The following is a 24,622-nucleotide window of genomic DNA, read 5'->3' on the forward strand; positions in this document are numbered from 1 at the left end:
GCGGGCTCTCGTTACCCGTATCCGACCGGGATCACGCTTCTCGCATGACCTCGACCGGAACACGTCCCGTACTCAGTAAAGACCGTGGCACCGACAACCGCCCCGGGCCGCTGCTCGGGGTGGTGCTCGCCGCCCAGTTCATGGCCCTCCTCGACGTCTTCATCGTCAACGTCGCGGCCCCCACGATCCGTACCGAACTCGCCGCCTCCGGAGCGGGACTTCAGCTCGTCGTCGCCGGGTACACCGTCACGTACGCCGTGCTGCTGATCACCGGGGCCCGCCTCGGCGGCCTGCTCGGCCACCGCAGGACGTACCTCCTCGGCCTCGCCCTGTTCACCGCCGCCTCCCTCGCCTGCGGACTGGCCGCGGGAACCGGGCAGTTGATCGCCTTCCGGCTGGTCCAGGGCGCGGGCTCCGCCCTGATGATCCCGCAGGTCCTCAGCCTCATCCAGCGGACCTTCACCGGCGAGGGCCGGATCAGGGCGCTCGGCGCGTACTCCGCGGTCCTCGCCACGGGCGCTGCCGCGGGGCAGGTCGTCGGCGGGATCCTTGTCAGCGCAGACCTGTTCGGCACGGGCTGGCGGCCGGTCTTCCTCGTCAACGTGCCCATCGGGATCGCCCTGCTCGTCGTCGGCGCCCGCGTCCTGCCCCACGACGCCCCCACCGGGTCCGAGCGCGGCCGCGCCCTCGACCTGCCCGGGCTGCTGCTCCTCGCGGCCGCCGTCTCCCTCCTGACCGTCCCTCTGGTCCTCGGGGAGCAGCAGGGCTGGCCGATGTGGACCTGGCTGTCGCTCGGCGGCTCCGCGCTGCTGATCGCCGTGTTCGGCGCGTACGAGACGGGGCTGGCCCGGCGGGGCGGCGCTCCGCTGATTGCCCCGCGCGTCCTGCGGACTCCCGGCATGGGGCGGGCCGTTCTCCGGATCGCGACGGCCATGGGCGTCAACGCCGGGTTTCTGTTCACCCTCACCCTGCACTTCCAGGGCGGGCTCGGGCACAGCGCCCTGCGCACCGGGCTCACGTTCGGGCCCGCCGCGGTCGCCTTCGGTGTCGTCGGGCTGACCTGGCGGCGCTGGCCGGCCCGGCTGCAACGCGCGCTCGTACCGGGTGGATTCCTGCTCACGGCCGCCTCGGCGCTCGCCCTCGGCCTCGCCCTCGGGGACGGCGGAGACGGCGGTGCCGCGCTCCACCCGGCCCTGGTGGGCATGGGCGTCGGCATCGCGCTGGCCTTCAGCCCCACGCTGACCGGCGCCCTCGCGACCGTACGGCCCGAGGACGCCGCCGACGCCAGCGGGCTCCTCGCCACCGTCACCCAACTCGGTCAGCTCGTCGGGGTCGCCGCCTTCGGCGCCCTCTTCCTCGGCGGGCTGACGGGGCCGGGGGCACGGGTCTCCGCCGACGCGCTGGGAACGACCATGATCGCCCTGGCCGCCGTGGCGGTCCTGGGCGCCGTCGCCGGACCGGCGCGCCGAGGGCGCTGACCCCCTTGCGGTGCCATGGCAGAATCGGACGGCCGGAGGGGGACGAGAGTCCGGACGGGAGGGTGACCCACGTGCTCGGCGACCACAGCAGGGTGTCCCATGGGTGCACGGCCTGCGGCCACAGCTGGAGCTGACTGATGGGTGCACACAGGCGGAAGTGCGACTGGTGCGGCAGCGGTACGCCCATCGTGCGCGACATGGACCCCGTCAACCCCGAGTTCCAGTACTGGTGCGAGGAGTGCGCGCGGGCGCTGATCATAAAAGGCGACCCGATCGAGACGTACCGCGAGCTGGAGGGGGAGCCGATCTACGGACGGCTCCTCGACGACCACTGCACCCTCAAGCGGTTCTACTCCTTCGCCAGAGCCTGAGCCTGGTCCACGTCCTGACGCCTCAAGGTCAGGGCGTACCCCACCAACAGCGCCGTCGCCGTCAGCGGATAGACCGCGGACAGCAGCATCTGACCCGCGTTCTGGTCCAGTTCGGGACGGCCCGGGTCGTGCGGCACCCACCACAGAGCGAACGAGCAGAAGGCCAGCGCCACGGCGCCCGTCACGAGCCACGCGCGCGTGGCGCGGTCCGCGAGCAGGATCAGCAGCGGCACGCACCAGACCCAGTGGTGGGACCAGGAGATCGGACTGATCATCAGCGCCGTGAACGCGCAGATGACCACGGCCGCCGCCTTGTCGCCGCGCACCCCCGCCCGTACCGCGAGGACCATCGCCGCACCGCCCATGACGGCGGCGGCCAGCAGCCACCAGACGCCCGGGGAGTCCGTGTGCATCAGGCGGGCCAGGACGCCGCTGATGGACTGGTTGGCGGTCTCCTCGGCGAAGCCGACCCGGCCCGTCGCGAAGAGGGTCTCCGTCCAGAACTTCTTCGAGTCCGCCGGCAGCATCACCGCCACGCTCAGCGTCGTCGCCAGGAACACACCCGTCGCCGTCACGCCGGTCCGCAGCCACTGGTTCCCCGCCCGGTCCCGGCGCCACAGCAGCAGCCCCACGGCGAGCAGGAGGACCACGAAGAGCCCCGGTGTGAGTTTCACCGCGGTCGCGAGACCGATGCCCAGGCCCGCCCAGCGGTTCCCTTCGCGACGGGTGACGTCCCAGAGCACCGCCACCGCTATGAGCAGGTTGATCTGGCCGTACCGCAGCGTCGTCCACACCGGCTCGCACCAGACCACGGCCGCCGCGACCAGCAGTGTCGTACGCCACAGGTCAGCCCTGCGCTCCGGCAGGGACAGCGCCGGGCGGATCAGCTGGAGCGACAGCTGCACCAGGGCGACCACCAGGAGCAGGTTCCCCGCGGTCGTGAGCGTCCGCATCAGCGGGACGCTCACCAGGGTCAGCGGGACGAACAGCAGCGCCGCGAAGGGCGGGTAGGTCATGGCGAGGTTCGCCGACGTGGCGCGCATCGCGTAGAGGTCCCCGCCGGCCCGTACGGTCTCGCCCTCGGCGCGGTAGACCATCACGTCGAGCATGTTCACGTGGGCGAGCCGCTGGGCCACCCAGAAGGCGGTGAACGAGAGCAGGCAGACCGCCGCGGCGGTGACCAGGGGCCACGGCCGGGCGCGGGTTTTGGAGAGCACGGAGACGGACACAGTCGGCGACCCTACCCGGCAGGTCGGAGGGGGTCGGAGAACCGATTTGGAGATCTGGGCGGGAGCCGGTTAATGTTCTGTCTGTCGCCGCGAGGGAAACCGAAACGGAGACAAGAGAAAGAAGCAAGACAAGGGGCTATAGCTCAGTTGGTAGAGCGCCTGCATGGCATGCAGGAGGTCAGGAGTTCAATTCTCCTTAGCTCCACAGAAAAGAAGCGGGTCATCCGGATCGGATGGCCCGCTTCTTCGTGTGTCCACGCCTGGAACGCCGGTGCGGCCCGTACGAGGGCTGCGGTACCCTGGCGCCATGCGTGCCGTACGCCTCCTGCTTACCGAGCCGCGCTGATCAGTCCCGACGCATGACGGTCGTACCGATGACCGTCCTCGTGTCGGAGTCGGCGCGGCGGTCCCCTCCTGTGCGAGGGGATTTTTCATTTCGCGGCAGTTCGTGGCAGTGGGCAGAGACGATCGATGGAGCTTCAAGGACCATGACCGAGATCAATACGGCCGCCGAGACGGCGGCCCCGCATCGCTACACGGCTGCCATGGCCGCCGACATCGAGGCACGCTGGCAGGACGTGTGGGACGCCGAGGGCACGTACGAGGCTCCGAACCCCTCCGGTGACCTGGCCGGGGACCCCGCGGTCGCCGCCCTGCCCAAGAAGTTCATCATGGACATGTTCCCGTACCCCTCGGGTGCGGGCCTCCACGTCGGCCACCCGCTCGGCTACATCGCCACGGACGTCTACGCCCGCCACGCGCGCATGACCGGCCACAACGTGCTGCACACCCTGGGCTTCGACGCCTTCGGCCTGCCGGCCGAGCAGTACGCCGTGCAGACGGGCACGCACCCGCGCGTGTCCACCGAGGCCAACATGGAGAACATGAAGGTCCAGCTGCGCCGGCTGGGTCTGGGCCACGACAAGCGCCGGTCGTTCGCCACGATCGACCCCGAGTACTACAAGTGGACCCAGTGGATCTTCCTGCAGATCTACAACGCCTGGTACGACGACGAGGCCGGGAAGGCCCGTCCGATCGCCGAGCTGATCGAGCAGTTCGAGAACGGCACGCGTGACGTACCCGGCTCCACGCGCGCGTGGAGCGAGCTGAGCGCCGCCGAGCGCTCCGACGTCCTGAGCGAGTACCGCCTGGCGTACGCCTCCGAGTCGCCCGTCAACTGGTGCCCCGGCCTGGGCACGGTCCTGGCCAACGAGGAGGTCACCGCCGACGGCCGCTCCGAGCGCGGCAACTTCCCCGTCTTCAAGTCCAAGCTGCGCCAGTGGAACATGCGGATCACCGCCTACGCGGACCGCCTGCTCGACGACCTGGACGGCCTGGACTGGCCCGAGGCGATCAAGCTCCAGCAGCGCAACTGGATCGGCCGCTCCGAGGGCGCCCGCGTCGACTTCCAGGTCGGCGACGCCGGTGCGATCACCGTCTTCACCACCCGCCAGGACACCCTGTTCGGCGCCACCTACATGGTCCTGGCGCCCGAGCACGACCTGGTCGACTCGATCGTCCCCGCCGCCTGGCCCGAGGGCACCCACGACGTGTGGACCGGCGGTCACGCCACCCCGTCCGAGGCCGTCGACGCCTACCGCAAGCAGGCCGCGTCCAAGTCCGACGTCGAGCGCCAGGCCGAGGCCAAGGACAAGACCGGCGTCTTCACCGGCGCGTACGCGACCAACCCGGTCAGCGGCGACGCCGTCCCGGTCTTCATCGCCGACTATGTCCTCATGGGCTACGGCACCGGCGCCATCATGGCCGTCCCGGCGCACGACAGCCGCGACTTCGCCTTCGCCCGCGCCTTCGAGCTGCCGATGCGCTGCGTCGTCGAGCCGAGCGACGACCGCGGCACCGACCCGTCCACCTGGGACGACGCCTTCGCCTCGTACGAGGCCAAGCTGGTCAACTCCGCCAACGACGTGATCTCCCTGGACGGCCTGGGCGTCGTCGAGGCCAAGGAGAAGATCACGTCCTGGCTGGCCGACCGCGGCATCGGCGAGGGCACCGTCAACTTCCGCCTGCGCGACTGGCTGTTCAGCCGCCAGCGGTACTGGGGCGAGCCCTTCCCGATCGTCTACGACGAGGACGGCGTCGCGCACTCGCTGCCCGACTCGATGCTGCCGCTGGAGCTGCCGGAGGTCGAGGACTACTCGCCGCGCACCTTCGACCCGGACGACGCGAACACCCAGCCGGAGACCCCGCTGTCCCGCAACGAGGACTGGGTCAACGTCACCCTGGACCTCGGCGACGGCGCCGGTCCGCGGAAGTACCGCCGCGAGACCAACACCATGCCGAACTGGGCCGGCTCCTGCTGGTACGAGCTGCGCTACCTGGACCCGCACAACTCCGAGAAGCTGGTCGACCCCTCCGTCGAGCAGTACTGGATGGGTCCGCGCGAGGGCATGCCGACCGGTGGTGTCGACCTGTACGTCGGCGGCGCCGAGCACGCCGTGCTGCACCTGCTGTACGCGCGCTTCTGGTCCAAGATGCTCTTCGACCTGGGCCACATCTCCTCGGCCGAGCCGTTCCACAAGCTCTACAACCAGGGCATGATCCAGGCCTTCGTCTACCGCGACGCGCGCGGCATCGCCGTGCCGGCCGCCGAGGTCGAGGAGCGGGACGGCGCCTTCTGGTACGAGGGCGAGAAGGTCAGCCGCGTCCTCGGCAAGATGGGCAAGTCCCTCAAGAACGCCGTGACGCCGGACGAGATCTGCACCGAGTACGGCGCCGACACCCTGCGTCTGTACGAGATGGCGATGGGTCCCCTGGACGTCTCCCGCCCCTGGGACACGCGCGCCGTCGTCGGCCAGTACCGGCTGCTCCAGCGTCTGTGGCGCAACATCGTCGACGAGGCGACCGGCGAGGTCACCGTCGTCGACGCCCCCGCCGACGAGGACACGCTGCGCGCCCTGCACAAGGCGATCGACGGTGTCGCCCAGGACATGGCCGCGATGCGCTTCAACACCGCCATCGCCAAGATCACCGAGCTCAACAACCACCTGACGAAGTCCGGTGGCGCCGTGTCCCGGCAGGTCGCCGAGCAGTTGGTGCTGCTGGTCGCCCCGCTGGCCCCGCACATCGCCGAGGAGCTGTGGCGCCGCCTGGGCCACACCGAGTCGGTCGTCCACCAGGGCTTCCCGGTCGCCGACCCGGCGTACGTCGTCGACGAGACCGTGACCTGCGTCGTGCAGATCAAGGGCAAGGTCAAGGCCCGTCTCGAGGTCTCCCCGTCGATCACGGACGCGGAGCTCGAGGCGCTGGCGCTCGCCGACCCGCACGTGGTCGGCGCGCTGGGCGGTGCCGAGATCCGCAAGGTGATCGTGCGCGCGCCGAAGCTGGTCAACATCGTCGCCTGACGTCGGTATCGGGGGCTTCCCCTACGGGCAGGTTGGGGGTTCCATTGGAACCTCTGGCCTGCCCGTTCCGTTTACCGTGGAAGAACCACAGCCGTGGGGATTCGACCGACGCCGGAGGGGCGGACATGGAAGCCGCGATTATCACGATCATGGCGCTGCTCTTCGTCGCCTTCGTGGCGCTCGGGGTCTACGCCACGGTGAAGGTGGCCAAGGCCGCCGCGCGCGGCGTGGACCGCACCCTGGACCAGGCGCGGCGCACGGTCGAGGACACCACGCTGCGGGCCAAGAGCTTCGGCCAGGCCGGGGTCGCGGGCGAGCTGGCCAAGCTGCGGCTCTCGCTGCGCACCTCCATGCGGGCCACGCAGGAGGCGCTCCAGGCGGGCGTCGTCGAGGACGCCTCGCTGAAGGAGTCGCTCGACCTGTTCCACCGGCTCAGCGCGCACGGACTCGAACTGGACGGGGACCTCAAGCGCATGGAGCGGGAGCCCGACCGGGCGTGGGTGTCGGGCCAGCTGCCCGAGCTCGCACGGCGGACGGAGCAGATCACGGGCTCGGCCGACGCCCTGCGCCGGGCGGCCCGGGACCGGGCCCTCAGGTTCGCGCAGGACGACCTGTCGTCGCTGAGCGACCAGATCGACGTGGAGGCCGGGGCTTTGCGGCACTGGGACACGCCGGCGGGCCCGACGGCCGCGCAGGGCGCGTCCGCCGCGCACGGGCCGACGGCCGCCGCCGCGGGTCCCGCCGACGCGGGAATCACGGACGAGTCGCCCGCGATCACCCCGCCCGATCCGCGGCGCACCGCCTACCCGTGGGAGAAGTCGCCCCGGCCGGAGACCAGCGCCTGACGTGTGGTTTCCGTGGCGCGGGCGGGGGGTGTGAGGCGTCCGGCGGGGGCCGGGCTGCCGTGCCCGGCCTTCGACCGGTAACCTCCCGCTCATGTCCCGGCATGTCGCGATCGTCACCGATTCCACGGCCTACCTGCCACGCCAGACGAGGGAGCGGCACGCGATCACCACGGTCCCGCTGACCGTCGTCATCGGCGACCGCGCCCTGGAGGAGGGCACCGAGATCTCGGCCCGGTCCCTCGCCGAGGCCCTGCAGAAACGGCGTCCCGTCACCACCTCGCGACCGAGCCCCGAGATCTTCGCGGAGGCCTACCGAGAAGCCGCCGAGGCGGGTGCGCGAGGCATCGTCTCCCTCCATCTCTCCGCCGAGGTCTCCGGGACCTACGATGCCGCCGTGCTCGCCGCGAAGGACGCCCCCGTGCCGGTGCGCGTGGTCGACACGCGGATGATGGGCATGGCGCTGGGCTTCTGCGCCGTGGCCGCCGCGGAGGTCGCGGAGGCCGGCGGCTCGCTCGACGAGGCGGTGGCGGCGGCCGAGAAGCGCGTCGCGGGCACCTCCGCCTATTTCTACGTGGACACCCTCGACTATCTGCGCAGGGGCGGGCGCATCGGCACCGCGCAGGCGCTGCTCGGCTCCGCGCTCGCGGTGAAGCCGCTCCTGGAGCTCGACGGCGGGCGGATCGAGCTCCGGGAGAAGGTGCGGACGGCTTCGAAGGCCATCGCACGCCTGGAGGAGATCGCCGTGGAGCGGGCCGGGTCCGGCGCCGTCGACATCGCCGTGCACCACCTCTGCGCGCCGGAACGCGCCGACGCCCTGGCGGACCGGCTCAAGGAGCGGATCCCCGGTATCGGGGAACTCCAGGTCAGCGAGGTCGGAGCGGTCATCGGCGCCCACACCGGTCCGGGGCTCCTCGCGGTGGTCGTCTCGCCTCGCTGACCGCGGAGGTCCCCCGGGAGAGTGACGGAGTTATCCACAATCGGCCGTCTGTCCACGGGACTTGGGTGAGTCCGGCACGGGGCGCTCGCGATCTCTACCGTCACGGGCATGGACCTTCGTACACGCACGCGACAGACGCGCACGCAGACACGCACACACACGGGCAGGGCGACGAGCGGGCCCGGCAGGGCGCCCGGGTCGGACGGGCGCGGCCGACCGGACGGGCGCGGCGCGCCCACCGGGCGGACTCGGCGCCGGATTCGGACGCGCCCGTCTTCGGAGATGCCGGAGGCCGGGCCCGGGGCCGTATTCGGCGAGACGGCCGTACCCGGTGAGACGGCCGGGGTCGGGCCCGATGGTCATGAGGCGCAGGAGCGCGGGTCGCCGCTGGGGGTGCGCGGGCGGCTGGCGGGAGTGTTGCGGGAGCGGGTGCCGCTGTGGGTGCAGACGCGCTGCGGGCTCGAACCGAGGGCGCTGGGGGCGCTGGCCGTGGTGCTGCTCGTGGCCGCGGGGATCGCGGGCGGGTACTTCTGGACGGGGCGGCCCGAGCCGGTGCGCGCCCCTGAGCTCGTCCGCGCGGTGCCGGTGGCAGCCGCTTCCCGACCGGCGGCCAGGCCCGCTGCCGGGCCGCGCGTGGTCGTCGACGTGGGAGGGAAGGTCCGCAGGCCGGGGGTGCTGACGCTGCCGGCGGGCTCGCGGGTGGCAGATGCGCTGGAGGCGGCCGGTGGGGCGAAACCGGGGGCCGACCTGACCGGGATCAACCGGGCGCGCGTCCTCATGGACGGGGAGCAGGTGCTCGTCGGGGTGCCGGGCATGCCGGGTTCCTCGGGGGTGCCGGTCGGCGGCGCGGGTGCCGGGGGCGGCGGGCCCGGCGTGCCGCTGAGCCTCAGCGCGGCCACGGTGGAGCAGCTGGACGCCCTGCCCGGGGTCGGGCCGGTCCTCGCGCGGCACATCGTCGACCACCGGGCGGAGCACGGAGGCTTCCGGACGGTCGCGGAGCTGCGGGACGTGAACGGGATCGGCGAACGCCGGTTCGCCGACCTCGAACCGTTGGTCCGGCCGTGAGGCCGGTAGGGGAGGAGGGGCCGGCCGATTTCCGGCTCGTTCCCCTGGCGCTGGCGGCGTGGGCCGCCGCCGCGTGGGCGGTCGGCGTCACCGGGTGGACGACGGTGGCCGGTGTCGCGGTCTGTCTGGTGGGGGCGGCGGTCCTGCTGGCTCCGGAGGCGGCCCGGCGGTTCGGCGGCGGGAGCGTGACGTCCGGGCGGCGCCTGCGGGCGACCGCCTGCGCCGGGGTCCTGCTCTGCGCCGCGGCCGGGGCGGCCGCGGCGGGGCTTCACGCGGCGGATCTGCGACGCGGTCCCGTGCCGGAGCTGGCGGGGGAGTACGTGCGGGCGCAGGTGGAGTTCTCCGTCACCTCGGACCCGCGGCTCACCCGGCCCCGGGTACGGGGCAACGCGATGGCGCCGGTCTCGGTCGTCCTGGACGGGGAGGTGACTCGGGTGGAGCGGGCGGACGGCACGGCTCACCGGACGCGGGCGCCGGTCCTGGTGATCGTGGGGCCGGGGGAGGGCCGGGCGGAGTGGCTGCGGCTGCTGCCCTCGACCCGGGTGCGGGCCGGGGCCCGGTTCGCCCCGCCCATGGACCCCGGCGACCCGTTCGCCGCGGTCCTGAAACTCGACGGGTCGGCGCCGCCGAGGATCGTCGGTCCGCCGAGCGCGCCGCAGCGCACGGCGGGGGCGCTGCGCGAGGGACTGCGGAAGGTGACGGACGGGCTCGCGCCCGACGCGCGGGCCCTGCTGCCGGGGCTGGTCGTCGGGGACACCTCGCGGATCGACACCGAACTGCGGGACGCCTTCGAGGCCACCGACCTCACCCACCTGCTCGCCGTCTCCGGCAGCAATCTCTCCATCGTCCTGTTGCTGCTCATCGGGCGGCCCGGGCGGGCGCAGCAGGTGGAGCGGGGCGGGCTCGCGCCCCGGATCGGGCTCTCGCTGCGGGCTACCGCCATGGCCGGGGGAGTGCTGACGCTGGGCTTCGTCGTCGTGTGCCGGCCCGATCCGAGCGTGCTGCGCGCGGCGGCCTGCGGGCTCGTCGTGCTCCTCGCGATCGGCACCGGCCGGCGGAGGTCGCTGGTCCCGGCGCTGGCCGCGGCGGTGCTGGTGCTCGTCCTCTACGACCCCTGGCTGGCGCGGAGTTACGGGTTCCTGCTCTCGGTCCTCGCCACCGGAGCCCTGCTGACGGTCGCCCCTCGGTGGAGCGAGGGGCTGCGGCGGCGCGGGGTGCCGGGGCGGCTCGCGGAGGCGCTGGGGGCGGCGCTCGCGGCGCAGGCCGTGTGCGCGCCGGTCGTGGTGGTGTTCGCCGCCCGGGTGAGTCTGGTCGCGATCCCGGCCAACCTGCTCGCGGAGCTCGCGGTCGCCCCCGCGACGGTGCTCGGTTTCGGTGCGCTCGCCCTGGCGCAGGTGTGGGAGCCGGCCGGGGTCGGCGCGGCCTGGCTCGCGGGATGGCCGGCCGGGTGGATCGCGGGCGTGGCCCGGGCGGGCGGGGAGCTGCCGGGGGCGCGGCTGGGGTGGCCGGGTGGCTGGTGGGGCGGGCTGCTCCTCGCGCTGCTCACGGGGCTCGTCCTGGTCGGGGCGCGCCGGCTGCCGTACCGGGGGTGGATCGCCGCGCTCACCGCGGGGCTGCTCTTCCTCGTGGTCGTGCGGCCGGTGCCGGTGGTGCGGTGGGCCACCGGGTGGCCGCCGCCGGGCTGGGTGTTCGCGATGTGCGAGGTGGGGCAGGGGGACGCGACGGTGCTCGCGGCGGGCGGTGACGCGGCCGTCGTCGTGGACGCCGGGCCCGATCCCGTACCGGTGGACCGCTGTCTGCGGGAGCTCGGGGTGCGGCGGGTGCCGTTGCTGGTGCTCACGCACTTCCACGCGGACCATGTGGCCGGGTTGCCCGGGGTGCTGCGCGGGAGGTCGGTGGGGGCGATCCAGACGACGGGGCTCGAGGAGCCGCCCGCCCAGGCCGCGTTCGTGCGGCGGACGGCGGCCGCCGCCGGGGTGCCGTTGGTACGGGCGGAAGTGGGGGAGCACCGGCGGATCGGGGCCCTGGAGTGGTGGGTGGTCTGGCCGGAGGGGGACTCCGCGAGAGCGGCCGACGGGCCGAACGACGCCAGCGTCACGCTTCTGGTCCGCGCGGCCGGAGGGGTGCGGCTGCTCCTGCTGGGTGATCTCGAACCGCCGGCCCAGCGCGCGCTGCTGGGAAGTGCCGGGGCGGTGGTGGGGTCGGTGGACGTGCTCAAGGTCGCCCACCACGGGTCGGCGCATCAGGACGTGGGGCTGATACGGGCCGTGCGGCCGAGGCTGGCGCTGGTGTCGGTGGGCCGGAACACGTACGGGCATCCGTCGCCGCGGACGGTGGGGCTGTTGCGGGCCGGAGGGGCGCGGGTGCTGCGGACCGACCGGGACGGGGCGCTCGCGGTCGTGGGGGCGGGAAGGGGGCTCATGGTGGTGCGGAAAGTCTTGTAAAGAAATCTTTCTAAAGATAGCTTTAGATCATGCCGGAGAGCAGCGCAGCGCACCCCGAGGGCGAACAGCCCCGCAGTATCCGACTCACCGACCCGCGAGCCCTGCGGGCCTACGCCCATCCCCTGCGGATGACCCTGGTGGGGCTCCTGCGGAGCAGCGGGCCCTTCACCGCCACCCGGGCCGCCGAGCTGACCGGCGAATCCGTGGCCAGCTGCTCCTACCACCTGCGGATACTCGCCAAGTACGGCCTCGTGGAAGAGGCCCCGGGCGGGCGGGGGCGGGAGAAGCCCTGGCGGGCGACGGCGCGGTACACGGAGTGGCCGGAGCACAGCGAGGACGCGGCGCTCGCCCAGGCCGCCGACGCGCTGAACGTCGCCGTCGCCGAGCAGTACTTCGGTCGCCTCACCCGAGCCATGGAGAAGCGGCACACGCTCCCGAAGGAATGGCAGGAGGCGGAGCAGTTCGGCGACTCGCTGCTCTACCTCACCCCCGAGGAGCTCGCCGCGCTCGGGGAGCGGATCGACGAGCTGATCCGGCCCTACGAAGGGCGCGAGGCCGACCCGGCTCTCAGGCCGGAGGGCGCTCGGGCGGTCAGCATCCTGCGGATCGCCTACCTGGACCAGGACATCCCCCACGACGACGAAGAAGGGAAGTGAGCGAGATGGCCCGCACGGCTCTCGTGGAACGCATACCGGCTCTGCTGCGCGAGCGGACCTTCCGCCGCTACTGGACCGGGCAGACCGTCTCGCTCGTCGGCGATCAGATCTCGCTCATCGCGATCCCGCTCGCCGCCGTCATCGTCCTTGGCGCCGGCGCCGCCGAGATGGGCTGGCTCAAGACGGTCGAGCTCCTCCCGGCGCTCCTGCTCAACCTGCCGTTCGGCGCCTGGTCCGACCGGCAGGCCAACCGCAGGCGCGTCATGATCGCTGCCGACCTCGGGCGGGCGGTCCTGATCGCGACGCTTCCCCTGGCCTACGCGCTCGACGCGCTGACGCTCGGCCAGCTGTACGTGGTGGCCTTCCTGGTCGGGGCGCTCACCGTCCTCTTCGAGGTGTGCAACACGACCCTCGTCGTGGCGCTGGTTCCCACCGACCGGTACGTGCAGGCGAACTCGCTGGTCAACGGAAGCCGTTCGATGGCCTGGCTCGCGGGTCCCGGGATCGGCGGCGTGCTCGTCCAGGTCCTCACCGCGCCCTTCGCGCTGGTCGCCGACGCCCTCACCTACGTCGTGTCGGCCGGGTACCTGGCCCGGATCAAGGCCGTCGAGCCCCCGCCGGAGCCCGTCGCCAAGGGGCACTTCACCGAGGGCATGCGCTGGGTCGTCCGGCACGCCTCGATGCGGGCGCTGTTCGCCGCCTCCGGAACGGTCCAGTTCTTCAACTACATGTTCCACACGCTCTTCGTGCTCTACGCGACCAGCGACCTCGGGCTCAGCGCGGGTCTCCTCGGCCTCGTGCTCGGGACCGGGGCCGTCGGCGGCCTCATCGGCGCCGCGGTCGGCGGGGCCGTCGTCCGGCGGATCGGCATCGGCCCCTCGATGGTCGTCGGCTTCCTCGGGTTCACGCTCCCGCTGCTCCTGGTGCCGCTGGCCGGCGGCCCGCTCCCGGTGCTCGTGACCGTGCTGTTCGTCGCGGAGTTCCTCTCCTGCGCCGCCGTGATGGTCGTGGACATCGCCGCGGGGTCGTTCCAGATGGCCGTGATCCCGGACGGGATACGGGCCCGGGTCATGGGTGCTTTCCGCACGCTCAACCACGGGTTCCGCCCCCTCGGCGCGCTCGTCGGCGGCCTGCTCGGCGCGTCGATCGGGCTGCGGCCGACGCTGTGGATCGCCACCGGCGGGGCCGTGCTCGCCGTGCTGTGGCTGCTGCCCTCCCCGCTGGCGCGGATGCGTCAACTGCCCGTGGGGGAGTCGGAGGAGGGGGCGGAGCCCGTCCAGGTGGGGTGACGGGCCGGGGGATAAGCGGAATCCTCAATTCGGACTCTCGGTAACACTCTGCTCGTTTGCCTCAAACGCTTCAACGATGATCGAATGCGATTTCGTTGCACAGTGAACGAGTCATGCGGGGGTGCGTGAAGAATGTTCGATCGTCTTTTCGGGAAGCGGGCGGCGGGCGCGGCGCGGGGCGGTCCGCTCGCCGGCCTCGCGGTGCCGGCGTCGGCGGGGGTCCTGAGCTGCCGGGTCATCGATCCCGTACACGAGCCGGTACGGCAGGCTGAGTTCGTCCTCAGCGACGCGGCCGGCCGCAAGGTGCTGGGCGGGGAGACCGACCCGTACGGCACCGCGCTCGCGACCGTACCGGCGGGCGAGTACCGGCTCGCCGTCACCGCCGAGGGGTACACGCCCTTCCACGGCAGCGCCGTCATCACCGAGGGCGGGCACACGGGCGTCGGCGACGTCCAGCTCCAGGTCGCGCCGCAGCCGCCGCTTCCCGAGGCGGGGGACTGGGAGATCGACCCGACCCACTCGCAGATCGGCTTCACCGCCCGCCACATCGGCCTGGCCCGTATCCACGGCCGGTTCAACAACTTCGCGGGCGCGGTGCGGATCGGCGAGCGCATGGAGCAGTCGGCGATGCACGTCGTCATCGACGCGGCCTCCATCGACACCGGGGTGCAGATGCGCGACGACCATCTGCGGTCGGGGGACTTCCTCGACGTCGGCGTCTACCCGACCCTGGAGTTCCACAGCGAGCGCTTCGTCCACCGGGGCGGCAGCCGGTGGGCGGTCACCGGGGCGCTCACCCTGCACGGCGTGAGCCGCACGATCACCCTCGACACCCAGTACCTGGGCCTCGGGAACGGTCTCGAGGGCGAGACGCGGGGAGCCTGCCGGGCCACGACCGAGCTGCACCGGGAAGACTTCACGCTGACCTGGCAGACGCTGCTGGCGCGGGGGATCGCGGCCGTCGGCTCCAGCATCAGCATCGACCTGGACGTGCAGATCGTGCCGAAGACCGGGCGGGGCTGAGGCCCTTACGGGGCCTCCAGCCAGCCCTCGTACTCGGCGGCGAGCTCGTCCAGCGCCGCCGGGTCGAGGCGGGCGTCCGGATCCTCCACGACCACCAGCCACTGGGCGTCCTCGGCGTCGTCCTCGCCGGCCAGGGCGTCCCGGACGAGCTGCGGGGCCTCGGTCACGCCGAAGCGGGCGGGGAGCTCCTCCGCGACCTCCTCGGCGGCGTCGCGGTCGGGAAGCACCAGTACGTGTCGTCGTTCGCTCACCACGCCATTGTCGGTCCTGGCACGGGGACCGCTGTCAGTGGGGCGTGGGATGCTGGATCGCGATGGCCACCAGAAAGACTTCACCCGACGAACTCCTCGGACCCGTGACGCTCGCCGTGGGGCAGGAGGACCTGCTCCTCGACCGTGTCGTCCAGGAGGTGGTGGCGGCCGCGCGGGCCGCCGACGCCGACACGGACGTCCGTGACCTCACGCCCGACCAGTTGCAGCCCGGGTCGCTCGCGGAGCTGACCAGCCCCTCGCTCTTCTCCGAGCGGAAGGTCCTGGTCGTGCGGAACGCGCAGGACCTGTCCGCGGACACGATCAAGGACGTCAAGGCGTACCTCGACGACCCCGTCGAGGACATCTCCCTCGTCTTCCTCCACGCGGGCGGAGCGAAGGGCAAGGGGCTCCTCGACGCGGCGCGCAAGGTGGGGGCGCGGGAAGTCGCCTGCCCGAAGACGACGAAGCCGGCGGAGCGGCTGACGTTCGTACGGCAGGAGTTCCGGGCGCTCGGGCGCTCGGCGACACCCGAGGCGTGCCAGACGCTCGTCGACGCGATCGGCAGCGACCTGCGGGAGCTCGCGTCCGCGTGCGCGCAGCTGGTGGCGGACGTCGACGGGACGATCGACGAGGCGGTCGTCGGGCGGTACTACACCGGCCGCGCCGAGGCCTCCTCCTTCAACGTGGCCGACCGGGCCGTGGAAGGGCGGGCGGCGGAGGCGCTGGAGGCGCTGCGCTGGTCGCTCTCGACCGGGGTCGCGCCGGTGCTCATCACCAGTGCGCTGGCGCAGGGGGTGCGGGCCATCGGGAAGCTGTCCTCCGCCCGCGGCGGGCGGCCGGCGGACCTCGCGCGGGAGCTGGGGATGCCGCCGTGGAAGATCGACCGGGTGCGGCAGCAGATGCGGGGGTGGACGCCGGACGGGGTTTCGGTGGCGCTGCGGGCGATCGCGGAGGCGGACGCGGGGGTGAAGGGCGGGGGGGACGATCCGGAGTACGCCCTGGAGAAGGCGGTGGTCGCGGTGGCGCGGGCGGCTCGGGGGCGGCGGGGGTAGGTCTTTTCCTGGGGCTCCGCCCCAGGGCCTCGGGGTGGCGGTGCGGGCGGTGTCGTGGCTGGTCAGAGCGTTGCTTCCCCCACCCCGCCCCTTCCCGAAACCCTGCCGGGGGCTGGTGGGGTGCGGGGTTCTTTGTCCCAGGGGCTCCGCCCCTGCCCCCGCCAGGGGCTCCGCCCCGGGGCCCCTTGAGACCGGCGGCTTCGCGCCGGGTGGCGGGGTGGGAGTGCGCGTCTGACCTCGGGCGGGGTGTCGTCCCTGGGTCCCTGGACCGGCGGCTTCGCGCCGGGGGTCAAGGTGGGTGTGTGCCTGAGCGGGGGCGTCCCTGGGTCCCTGGACCGGCGGCTTCGCGCCGGGGGTCAAGGTGGGTGTGTGCGCCTGAGCGGGGGCGTCCCTGGGTCCCTGGACTGGCGGCTTCGCGCCGGGGGTCAAGGTGGGTGTGTGTGCCTGAGCGGGGGCGCCCCTGGACCCCTGGTCCGGGCGGCTTTGCGCCGGGGCGTGGGATGGGGGCGCGTCTGGCCTCGGGCGGGGTGTCGGCTGCGCACCTGGGCCGGCGGTTTCGCGCCGGGGCGAGGTGGGGGTGCGCTTCTGACTTCGGCGGGCCCCCGGGCCCCCGGGCCCCCGGGCCCCCGGGCCCCCGGGCCCCCGGGCCCCCGGGCCGGCGGTTTCGCGCCGGGAGGCTAAGTAGGGGTGCGTGTCTGCGGCCAGGTGGGGGCGCCCCCCGGGGCCGGCGGCTTCGGGTGCCTGTCTGCGCCCAGGCAGGGGCGGGCCCCCAGGCCGACGGCTTCGGATGTGTGTCTGCGCCCGGGCGGGGGCGCCCTGGCCCCCTGGGCCCGGCGGCGTTGCGCCGGGTGGTGCGGTGGGGCGCATGGGAGGCCCGGGCGGGGGCGTCGTCTCCGGGGCCTTGGGCAGGTGTGGGTACGGCGAAGGCCCCGGGCTTCCTGGGGAGGAAGGGGCCGGGGCCTTCGGCGTCGTTCTTTTGGGCTCGCACCCGCGTGGCGAACGCGTCCGCGTGCGAGTCCGGGTGGTCGGGCGGGAGCGGGAGAGAGGGCCCGCTGGGTCCCGTACGACCGGATGAATCGGTTAGATCAGTGAGCTCAGCCCTGGAGGGTGGCCACGTTGAGCGCCAGCGCCGACTTCTTGTTGGCGGCGGCGTTCTTGTGGATGACACCCTTCGAGACAGCCTTGTCGAGCTGACGCGAGGCGGCACGAGTGGCAACGGTGGCCTTCTCGAGGTCGCCGGCGGCGACAGCCTCACGGGCCTTGCGGATCGCGGTCTTGAGCGAGGACTTGACGGCCTTGTTGCGCAGGCGCGCCTTCTCGTTCGTCTTGTTCCGCTTGATCTGGGACTTGATGTTCGCCACGAAAAGAGCCTTTACAGGTTCGGTGTTCCTTCTGGATGTGATCTCGCAGGCTGAGAGGGCACACGAGACACAGCTGTCCACAGTACCAGCCACCCTCTGGGCGTCCCAAACCGGGCGCCGGGCGGCGGGCATGGGACCATGGTGTCTACGTATCCGTTCTGAACATCGCCCGAGACGAGATCCCTGCGTGCCCGCGACTCCTACCAACGTGCCCGAGCCGAGCCGTACCGACCCGGCTCTGATCCGCAACTTCTGCATCATCGCGCACATCGACCACGGCAAGTCCACGCTTGCCGACCGGATGCTCCAGCTCACCGGTGTGGTCGACCAGCGGCAGATGCGTGCTCAGTACCTCGACCGGATGGACATCGAGCGGGAGCGCGGCATCACGATCAAGTCCCAGGCGGTGCGGCTGCCCTGGGCGCCCACCGACGGGCAGGGTGACGGCAAGACGCACATCCTGAACATGATCGACACTCCCGGGCACGTCGACTTCACCTACGAGGTGTCGCGGTCGCTCGCCGCCTGTGAGGGCACCATCCTGCTCGTCGACGCCGCGCAGGGCATCGAGGCGCAGACCCTCGCCAACCTCTATCTGGCGATGGAGAACGATCTGACGATCGTTCCCGTGCTCAACAAGATCGACCTCCCGGCCGCCCAGCCGGAGAAGTTCTCCGAGGAGCTCGCCAACCTCATCGGCTGCCAGCCCGAGGACGTCCTCAAGGTCTCGGCGAAGACCGGCATGGGCGTGGAGGCGCTGCTCGACCGGGTCGTGCGGGACGTTCCGGCGCCCGTCGGTGTCGCCGACGCGCCCGCCCGCGCGATGATCTTCGACTCCGTGTACGACTCGTACCGGGGCGTCGTGACGTACGTACGAGTGGTCGACGGGCAGCTCAACAAGCGCGAGCGCATCAGGATGATGTCGACCGGCGCCACGCACGAGCTGCTGGAGATCGGTGTCTCGTCGCCCGAGATGACGGCGTCCGACGGCCTCGGTGTCGGTGAGGTGGGGTACCTCATCACCGGCGTGAAGGACGTCCGCCAGTCCAAGGTCGGTGACACGATCACCTCCCTGCACCAGGGCGCGACCGAGGCGCTCGGCGGTTACAAGGACCCGAAGCCGATGGTCTTCTCGGGTCTCTACCCGCTCGACGGCTCGGAGTACCCGGACCTCCGCGAGGCCCTCGACAAGCTCCAGCTCAACGACGCCGCGCTCGTCTACGAGCCGGAGACCTCCGCGGCCCTCGGCTTCGGCTTCCGCGTCGGCTTCCTCGGGCTGCTGCACCTCGACGTGATCCGCGAGCGGCTGGAGCGCGAGTTCGGGCTCGACCTCATCGCGACCGCGCCGAACGTGGTCTACCGCGTGGTCATGGAGGACGGCAGCGAGCACACCGTCACCAACCCGAGCGAGTTCCCCGAAGGCAAGATCGACGACGTCTTCGAGCCGGTGGTCCGGGCCACGATCCTCGCGCCCAGCGAGTTCATCGGCGCGATCATGGAGCTCTGCCAGACCCGCCGCGGCACGCTCATCGGCATGGACTACCTCTCCGAGGACCGGGTCGAGATCCGCTACACCCTGCCGCTCGCCGAGATCGTCTTCGACTTCTTCGACCAGCTGAAGTCCAAGACCCGCGGTTACGCCTCCCTCGACTACGAGCCCACGGGCGAGCAGGCCTCCAGCCTGGTCAAGGTCGACATCCTGCTGCACGGCGACAAGGTCGACGCCTTCTCCGCCGTCACGCACAAGGACGCCGCCTACGCCTACGGCGTCCGCCTCGTCGCCAAGCTGCGCGAGCTCATCCCGCGGCAGGCCTTCGAGGTGCCGATCCAGGCCGCGATCGGTTCCCGGGTCATCGCCCGCGAGACCATCCGCGCCATCCGCAAGGACGTCCTCGCCAAGTGCTACGGCGGTGACATCTCCCGTAAGCGGAAGCTGCTCGAGAAGCAGAAGGAAGGCAAGAAGCGCATGAAGATGGTCGGCTCGGTGGAGGTGCCGCAGGAGGCCTTCATCGCCGTTCTGTCGAGTGACGAGTCTTCCGGCAAGAAGAAGTAGCGGCCGGAGCAGTCGCCGTCGACGGGTCCGCGTGCCTCTGGCGCGCGGGCCCGTTCGTTATCAAGCGGCGCCCCACAGGCCCTTACGCGCCGGACCCTCGCCCTTTACTCTGAACGCGAATCGAAGGTTACTCGCCGGTTAGTTAGTAGTTACGCACCGCCGGAGGACGTCTTGAGCGACACCCAGACCCAGATCGAGAATCGGCCGCCCTCCGTGGCGACCCTCTTCCTTGAGCGCGTCGAGCGGACCCCGGACGCGGAGGCCTACCGCCATCCCGTCCCCGCCGCCTCCGGCGCCGGGCCGGACGACTGGAAGTCGCTCAGCTGGGGGCAGGCCGCCGAACGGGTCTTCGCCATCGCCGCCGGCCTCGTCGACCTCGGCGTGGAGTCCGAGCAGCGGGTCGCCCTCGCCTCCTCCACCCGCGTCGAGTGGATCCTCGCCGACCTCGGCGTCATGTGCGCCGGTGCCGCGACCACCACGGTCTACCCGCAGACCAACGCCGAGGAGTCGGCGTTCATCCTCTCCGACTCCGAGTCCAAGGTCCTCATCGCCGAGGACGCGGCCCAGCTCGCCAAGGCCGTCGAGCGGCGCGCCGAGCTGCCCGAGCTCCGGCACGTCGTCGTCGTGGACGCGGAGGGTGTCGACGCCGACGGCGAGTTCGTGCTGTCCCTCGCCGATCTCGAGGCGCGCGGCAAGGCCTACCTGGAGAAGCACCCCGAGGCCGTCAAGGAGCGGGTCGCCGCGATCACCTCCACGCAGCTCGCGACCCTCATCTACACCTCCGGCACCACCGGCCGCCCCAAGGGCGTCCGCCTCCCGCACGACAACTGGTCGTACATGGCCAAGGCCATCGCCGCCACCGGGCTCGTCACCCAGGAGGACGTCCAGTACCTCTGGCTGCCGCTCGCCCACGTCTTCGGCAAGGTCCTCACCTCCGGCCAGATCGAGGTCGGGCACGTCACGGCCGTCGACGGCCGCGTCGAGAAGATCATCGAGAACCTGCCGGTCGTGCAGCCGACCTACATGGCCGCCGTCCCCCGCATCTTCGAGAAGGTCTACAACGGCGTTGCCTCCAAGGCCCGCGCCGCCGGCGGAGCCAAGTACAAGATCTTCCAGTGGGCGGCCGGCGTCGCCCGCGAGTACGCCAAGGTCGGCCAGGACAACTTCCGCCGGACCGGAACCGCCTCCGTACCCTTCGGCCTCTCCGCCAAGCACAAGGTCGCCGACGCCCTCGTCTACGGCAAGATCCGCGAGGCCTTCGGCGGCAACCTCCGCGCCTGCATCTCCGGCTCCGCCGCGCTCGCCCCCGAGATCGGCTACTTCTTCTCCGGCGCGGGCATCCACATCCTGGAGGGGTACGGCCTCACGGAGTCCTCCGCCGCCTCCTTCGTGAACCCCGGCGAGGCCTACCGCACCGGCACCGTCGGCAAGCCGCTCCCCGGCACCGAGGTCCGGATCGCCGACGACGGCGAGATCCTGCTGCGCGGCCCCGGCATCATGGAGGGCTACCACGGCCTGCCGGAGAAGACCTCCGAGGTCCTGGAGTCCGACGGCTGGTTCCACACCGGGGACATCGGCGAGCTGTCCGCCGACGGCTACCTGCGGATCACCGACCGCAAGAAGGACCTCATCAAGACGTCCGGCGGCAAGTACATCGCGCCGGCCGAGGTCGAGGGCCAGTTCAAGGCCGTCTGCCCGTTCGTCTCGAACATCCTCGTCCACGGCGCCGACCGGAACTTCTGCACCGCGCTCATCGCCCTCGACGAGCCCTCCATCCTCGGCTGGGCCGCCGACCACGGCCTCGGCGGGAAGCCGTACGCCGAGGTCGTCGCCGCGCCGCAGACCCAGAAGCTCATCCAGGGGTACGTGGACCGGCTCAACGAGGGCCTCCAGCGCTGGCAGACGATCAAGAAGTTCCGGCTCCTTCCCCGCGACCTCGACATCGAGCACGGCGAGCTCACGCCCTCGCTGAAGCTGAAGCGGCCGGTCGTGGAGCGGGAGTACAAGGCGCTCATCGAGGAGATGTACGAGGGCTCTCGCGAGGCCTGACCTGCGATGTAGTGGGTTGGCGGGAGTTATCCACAGGGTTGCTCCGTCGCCTCGGGCGGTACGGGACAATGGGCTCATGCCTTCCGTACTGCCCGATGGTGAGCCCATGCCCGAGACCGGGGCGCTGCCCGCGCACGCCCTGGAAGGGGCGGCCGAGCGGCCCCTCGGGTTCTATCTGCACGTGCCGTACTGCGCCACGCGGTGCGGCTACTGCGACTTCAACACGTACACCGCCAGCGAGCTGCGCGGTGCCGGCGGCGTGCTCGCCTCCCGCGACAACTACGCCGGGCAGGTCACCGAGGAGATACGGCTCGCCCGTAAGGTCCTCGGCGACGACCCCCGTCCCGTGCGGACCGTCTTCGTCGGCGGCGGGACGCCGACGCTGCTCGCCGCCGGGGACCTCGTCCGGATGCTGGGGGCGATCCGGGACGAGTTCGGGCTCGCGGACGACGCCGAGGTCACGACGGAGGCCAATCCGGAATCCGTGAACCCGGAGTACCTGGCGGAGCTGCGGGAAGGCGGGTTCAACCGCATCTCCTTCGGCATGCAGAGCGCCAAGCAGCACGTCCTGAAGATCCTCGACCGGACCCATACCCCCGGGCGGCCCGAGGCGTGCGTCGCCGAGGCGCGGGCGGCGGGGTTCGAGCACGTCAACCTCGACCTGATCTACGGCACGCCGGGGGAGACCGACGACGACTGGCGTGCGTCGCTCGACGCGGCGATCGGGGCCGGGCCCGACCACGTCAGCGCGTACGCGCTGATCGTCGAGGAAGGGACGCAGCTCGCTCGGCGGATCCGGCGCGGCGAGGTGCCGATGACCGACGACGACGTGCACGCGGACCGTTACCTGATCGCCGACGCGGCTTTCGAGGAGGCCGGGTTCTCCTGGTACGAGGTGTCCAACTGGGCCACCTCCGAGGCCGGCCGCTGCCTGCACAACGAGCTGTACTGGCGCGGCGCGGACTGGTGGGGGGCCGGGCCGGGCGCCCACTCGCACGTGGGGGGCGTGCGGTGGTGGAACGTGAAGCATCCGGGCGCGTACGCGGCGGCGCTCGGGGCGGGGAAGTCGCCCGGGGCCGGGCGGGAGCTCCTCTCCGAGGAGGACCGGCGGGTCGAGCGGATCCTGCTGGAGCTGCGGCTTCGGGAGGGCGTCGAGCTGTCGATCCTCAAGCCGGCGGGGCGGGCGGCTTCCCGGAAGGCCATGGAGGATGGGCTCCTTGAGCCCGAGGCTTACGAGGCGGGGCGGGCGATCCTTACCCTGCGGGGTCGGCTGCTTGCGGACGCGGTGGTGCGGGACCTGGTGGACTGAGGGCGGAGCCGCTTTCCGGGCGGTTCCTGTGGGCGTGGCCCTACCCGGGGCGCCGCGCCTCGGGTGCGGGTCCGGGCGCGGAAGCCTAGGCCCGGCACGGTGCGCCGTCCCGTGTGCCCACCCGTCCCGCCCTGCGGGACGATTGCCCACACGGGGGCCCGTCCCGTGTGCCCACCGGTCCCGCCTTGCGGGACGATTGCCTACACGGGGGAGGCGGCTCTTACGGCGCCGTCACGAAATCGATCAGTTCTTCCACTCGGCCCAGGAGTTCCGGTTCCAGGTCCTTGTAGGAGGTCACGCGGTTCAGGATCGCCTGCCAGACCGCGCCCGTGTTGTCGTGGGGCCAGCCCAGGGCCTGGCAGACGCCCGTCTTCCAGTCCTGGCCGCGGGGGACCCTCGGCCAGGCCCTGATGCCCACCGAGGACGGTTTCACGGCCTCCCAGATGTCGATGTACGGGTGGCCGACGACCAGGACGTCCTCGCCGGTCACCCGCGCGGCGATCCTCGACTCCTTCGAACCCGGGACCAGGTGGTCCACCAGGACGCCCAGCCGGGCGTCCGGGGCCGGGGCGAAGTCGGCGACGATGGCGGGGAGGTCGTCGACGCCTTCGAGGTACTCGACGACCACGCCCTCGATGCGCAGGTCGTCGCCCCACACCCGTTCGACGAGTTCCGCGTCGTGGCGGCCCTCCACGTAGATCCTGCCCGCCCGCGCCACGCGGGCCCGGGCACCCGGGACCGCGAGCGAGCCCGAGGCCGTGCGGGTGGGGCGGGCGGAGGACGACGGCGCGACGGGACGGATCAGGGTCACCACCCGCCCCTCCAGGAGGAAGCCGCGCGGGGCCAGGGGGAAGACCCGGTGCTTGCCGAAGCGGTCCTCCAGCGTCACCGTGCCCGCCTCGCAGCGGATCACCGCACCGCAGAAGCCCGTCGACACCTCCTCCACGACCAGGTCGTGGTCCGCCGGGATCTCCGGGACGGGGGCCGACTTCTTCCACGGGGGCGTCAGGTCCGGGTTGTAGCTGCGCATTTGGGGGACGTTATGACACCGCGAAGCGCCGTGCCAGCTCCTCGCGCTGTGTCCGGACGAACGTGGCGTCCACCACCGCCCCGTGGCCGGGGACGTACGCCGCGTCCTCGCCGCCCAGGGAGAGGAGCCGGTCCAGCGCGTCGGGCCAGCGGGACGGGATCGCGTCCGGGCCCGCCTGCGGCTCGCCCGACTCCTCCACCAGGTCGCCGCAGAAGACCACCTCGCGGGAGCCGGGGACGCACAGGGCCAGGTCGTGGCCCGTGTGGCCGGGTCCCACGTTCGCCAGGAGGACCTGGCGGCCGCCCAGGTCGAGCGTCCACTCGCCCGACACGAGGTGGCGCGGGGCGACCAGGACGTCCGCGGCCGCCTCCGCCTCCGCCGCGTCCAGCCCCTGCTTCACGGCGTCCGCGCGCATCTCCTCCCGGCCCCGGGCGGAGCCCAGGAGCTCGTCCGAGCCGACCGCGCCGAAGACCTCCGCCCCCGCGAAGACCGCCGTGCCGAGCACGTGGTCGAAGTGGGGGTGGCTGAGTGCGATGTGCGTCACCTTGCGGCCGCCCGTGAGCTCTGCCACCTGCGCCCGCAGTTCGGCGCCCTCGGCGAGCGAGGACCCCGTGTCGTACAGCAGGATCCCCCGTGCGCCCAGGACGAGCCCCACCGTCGCGTCCCAGCCCGGCAGTCGGCGCCTGCCCACTCCGTCGGCGAGCCGCTCCCATCCGTACGCTTCCCAATCCGTCTCCATGGGGCGACGCTAACGGGTGCGCCGCCTCCTCCTTGCCAGGAGCGTTGCCCGCCGCCGTACACTGGCCGGGGGATTGCTG

At 72.2% G+C, this 24,622-nt stretch carries 19 protein-coding genes and 1 tRNA gene; 15 read left to right on the forward strand and 5 right to left on the reverse strand.

Annotated features, from left to right (window positions below):
- Positions 1–44: 44 nt before the first annotated feature.
- Both ACFC0Z_RS17830 and ACFC0Z_RS17835 read left to right on the forward strand, forming a co-directional pair.
- Positions 45–1,478, forward strand: a complete 1,434-nt coding sequence (locus ACFC0Z_RS17830) for an MFS transporter (RefSeq protein ID WP_376438416.1) — start codon at positions 45–47, stop codon at positions 1,476–1,478.
- 137 nt (positions 1,479–1,615) lie between these two features.
- Positions 1,616–1,849 carry a hypothetical protein gene (locus tag ACFC0Z_RS17835; RefSeq protein WP_376438419.1) on the forward strand — a complete coding sequence of 78 codons (234 nt, stop codon included), beginning with the start codon at positions 1,616–1,618 and terminating at the stop codon, positions 1,847–1,849.
- Here the strand turns inward: ACFC0Z_RS17835 and ACFC0Z_RS17840 are convergent.
- The gene (locus ACFC0Z_RS17840; RefSeq protein WP_376438422.1) at positions 1,828–3,078 is read right to left on the reverse strand and encodes a glycosyltransferase 87 family protein; all 1,251 of its coding nucleotides are present in this window, start codon (positions 3,076–3,078) and stop codon (positions 1,828–1,830) included. The two genes, ACFC0Z_RS17835 and ACFC0Z_RS17840, sit on opposite strands and share 22 nt — an antisense overlap.
- Positions 3,079–3,210: 132 nt before the next feature.
- On the opposite strand from ACFC0Z_RS17840, the gene ACFC0Z_RS17845 reads away from it, so the two are divergent.
- From ACFC0Z_RS17845 to ACFC0Z_RS17885, 9 genes are all read left to right on the forward strand, one after another.
- A tRNA-Ala gene (locus tag ACFC0Z_RS17845) sits at positions 3,211–3,283 on the forward strand.
- A gap of 283 nt (positions 3,284–3,566) precedes the next feature.
- The gene (gene leuS, locus ACFC0Z_RS17850; protein ID WP_376438424.1) at positions 3,567–6,440 is read left to right on the forward strand and encodes a leucine--tRNA ligase; all 2,874 of its coding nucleotides are present in this window, start codon (positions 3,567–3,569) and stop codon (positions 6,438–6,440) included.
- Between the two features lie 125 nt (positions 6,441–6,565).
- Positions 6,566–7,285: a hypothetical protein gene (locus ACFC0Z_RS17855; protein WP_376438426.1), complete on the forward strand. Its 720-nt coding sequence runs from the start codon at positions 6,566–6,568 to the stop codon at positions 7,283–7,285.
- A 91-nt stretch (positions 7,286–7,376) separates the two neighbouring features.
- Positions 7,377–8,222 carry a DegV family protein gene (locus ACFC0Z_RS17860; protein ID WP_376438429.1) on the forward strand — a complete coding sequence of 282 codons (846 nt, stop codon included), beginning with the start codon at positions 7,377–7,379 and terminating at the stop codon, positions 8,220–8,222.
- A 441-nt stretch (positions 8,223–8,663) separates the two neighbouring features.
- Complete coding sequence (locus ACFC0Z_RS17865; protein WP_376438432.1) at positions 8,664–9,287, forward strand: helix-hairpin-helix domain-containing protein; 624 nt, start codon at positions 8,664–8,666, stop codon at positions 9,285–9,287.
- A complete protein-coding gene (locus ACFC0Z_RS17870; RefSeq protein WP_376438434.1) occupies positions 9,284–11,731 on the forward strand; it encodes a ComEC/Rec2 family competence protein in 2,448 nt (815 codons plus the stop codon). Before ACFC0Z_RS17865 ends, ACFC0Z_RS17870 begins: the two co-directional genes overlap by 4 nt.
- 29 nt (positions 11,732–11,760) lie before the next feature.
- The gene (locus tag ACFC0Z_RS17875; protein WP_376438436.1) at positions 11,761–12,387 is read left to right on the forward strand and encodes a winged helix-turn-helix domain-containing protein; all 627 of its coding nucleotides are present in this window, start codon (positions 11,761–11,763) and stop codon (positions 12,385–12,387) included.
- A 5-nt stretch (positions 12,388–12,392) separates the two neighbouring features.
- Complete coding sequence (locus tag ACFC0Z_RS17880; protein ID WP_376438439.1) at positions 12,393–13,676, forward strand: MFS transporter; 1,284 nt, start codon at positions 12,393–12,395, stop codon at positions 13,674–13,676.
- Between the two features lie 132 nt (positions 13,677–13,808).
- Positions 13,809–14,699: a YceI family protein gene (locus ACFC0Z_RS17885; RefSeq protein WP_376438442.1), complete on the forward strand. Its 891-nt coding sequence runs from the start codon at positions 13,809–13,811 to the stop codon at positions 14,697–14,699.
- Between the two features lie 5 nt (positions 14,700–14,704).
- On the opposite strand, the gene ACFC0Z_RS17890 is transcribed toward ACFC0Z_RS17885, so the two are convergent.
- Complete coding sequence (locus tag ACFC0Z_RS17890) at positions 14,705–14,950, reverse strand: hypothetical protein (RefSeq protein WP_376438445.1); 246 nt, start codon at positions 14,948–14,950, stop codon at positions 14,705–14,707.
- A 62-nt stretch (positions 14,951–15,012) separates the two neighbouring features.
- Here ACFC0Z_RS17890 and holA point away from each other — a divergent pair, with 62 nt between their 5' ends.
- The gene (holA, locus tag ACFC0Z_RS17895; protein ID WP_376438448.1) at positions 15,013–16,002 is read left to right on the forward strand and encodes a DNA polymerase III subunit delta; all 990 of its coding nucleotides are present in this window, start codon (positions 15,013–15,015) and stop codon (positions 16,000–16,002) included.
- Positions 16,003–17,096: 1,094 nt separating this feature from the next.
- Here the strand turns inward: holA and rpsT are convergent.
- Positions 17,097–17,363, reverse strand: a complete 267-nt coding sequence (gene rpsT / locus ACFC0Z_RS17900; RefSeq protein ID WP_360801601.1) for a 30S ribosomal protein S20 — start codon at positions 17,361–17,363, stop codon at positions 17,097–17,099.
- A gap of 187 nt (positions 17,364–17,550) precedes the next feature.
- On the opposite strand from rpsT, the gene lepA reads away from it, so the two are divergent.
- The 3 genes from lepA (at position 17,551) to hemW (ending at position 22,774) form a co-directional block, all read left to right on the forward strand.
- Positions 17,551–19,416 (forward strand): translation elongation factor 4, encoded by a 1,866-nt coding sequence (lepA, locus tag ACFC0Z_RS17905; protein ID WP_376438451.1) that lies wholly within the window; start codon positions 17,551–17,553, stop codon positions 19,414–19,416.
- Positions 19,417–19,587: 171 nt separating this feature from the next.
- Positions 19,588–21,465 carry an AMP-dependent synthetase/ligase gene (locus tag ACFC0Z_RS17910; RefSeq protein ID WP_376438454.1) on the forward strand — a complete coding sequence of 626 codons (1,878 nt, stop codon included), beginning with the start codon at positions 19,588–19,590 and terminating at the stop codon, positions 21,463–21,465.
- 76 nt (positions 21,466–21,541) lie between these two features.
- Positions 21,542–22,774 (forward strand): radical SAM family heme chaperone HemW, encoded by a 1,233-nt coding sequence (gene hemW, locus ACFC0Z_RS17915; RefSeq protein WP_376438457.1) that lies wholly within the window; start codon positions 21,542–21,544, stop codon positions 22,772–22,774.
- 220 nt (positions 22,775–22,994) lie between these two features.
- On the opposite strand, the gene ACFC0Z_RS17920 is transcribed toward hemW, so the two are convergent.
- On the reverse strand, positions 22,995–23,804 hold the full coding sequence (locus ACFC0Z_RS17920) for a DUF3097 domain-containing protein (RefSeq protein ID WP_376438459.1): 810 nt from the start codon (positions 23,802–23,804) through the stop codon (positions 22,995–22,997).
- Between the two features lie 10 nt (positions 23,805–23,814).
- Complete coding sequence (locus ACFC0Z_RS17925) at positions 23,815–24,543, reverse strand: MBL fold metallo-hydrolase (RefSeq protein ID WP_376438462.1); 729 nt, start codon at positions 24,541–24,543, stop codon at positions 23,815–23,817.
- Between the last annotated feature and the right edge of the window lie 79 nt (positions 24,544–24,622).

The organism is Streptomyces sp. NPDC056144 (assembly GCF_042264145.1).
Lineage (GTDB): Bacteria > Actinomycetota > Actinomycetes > Streptomycetales > Streptomycetaceae > Streptomyces.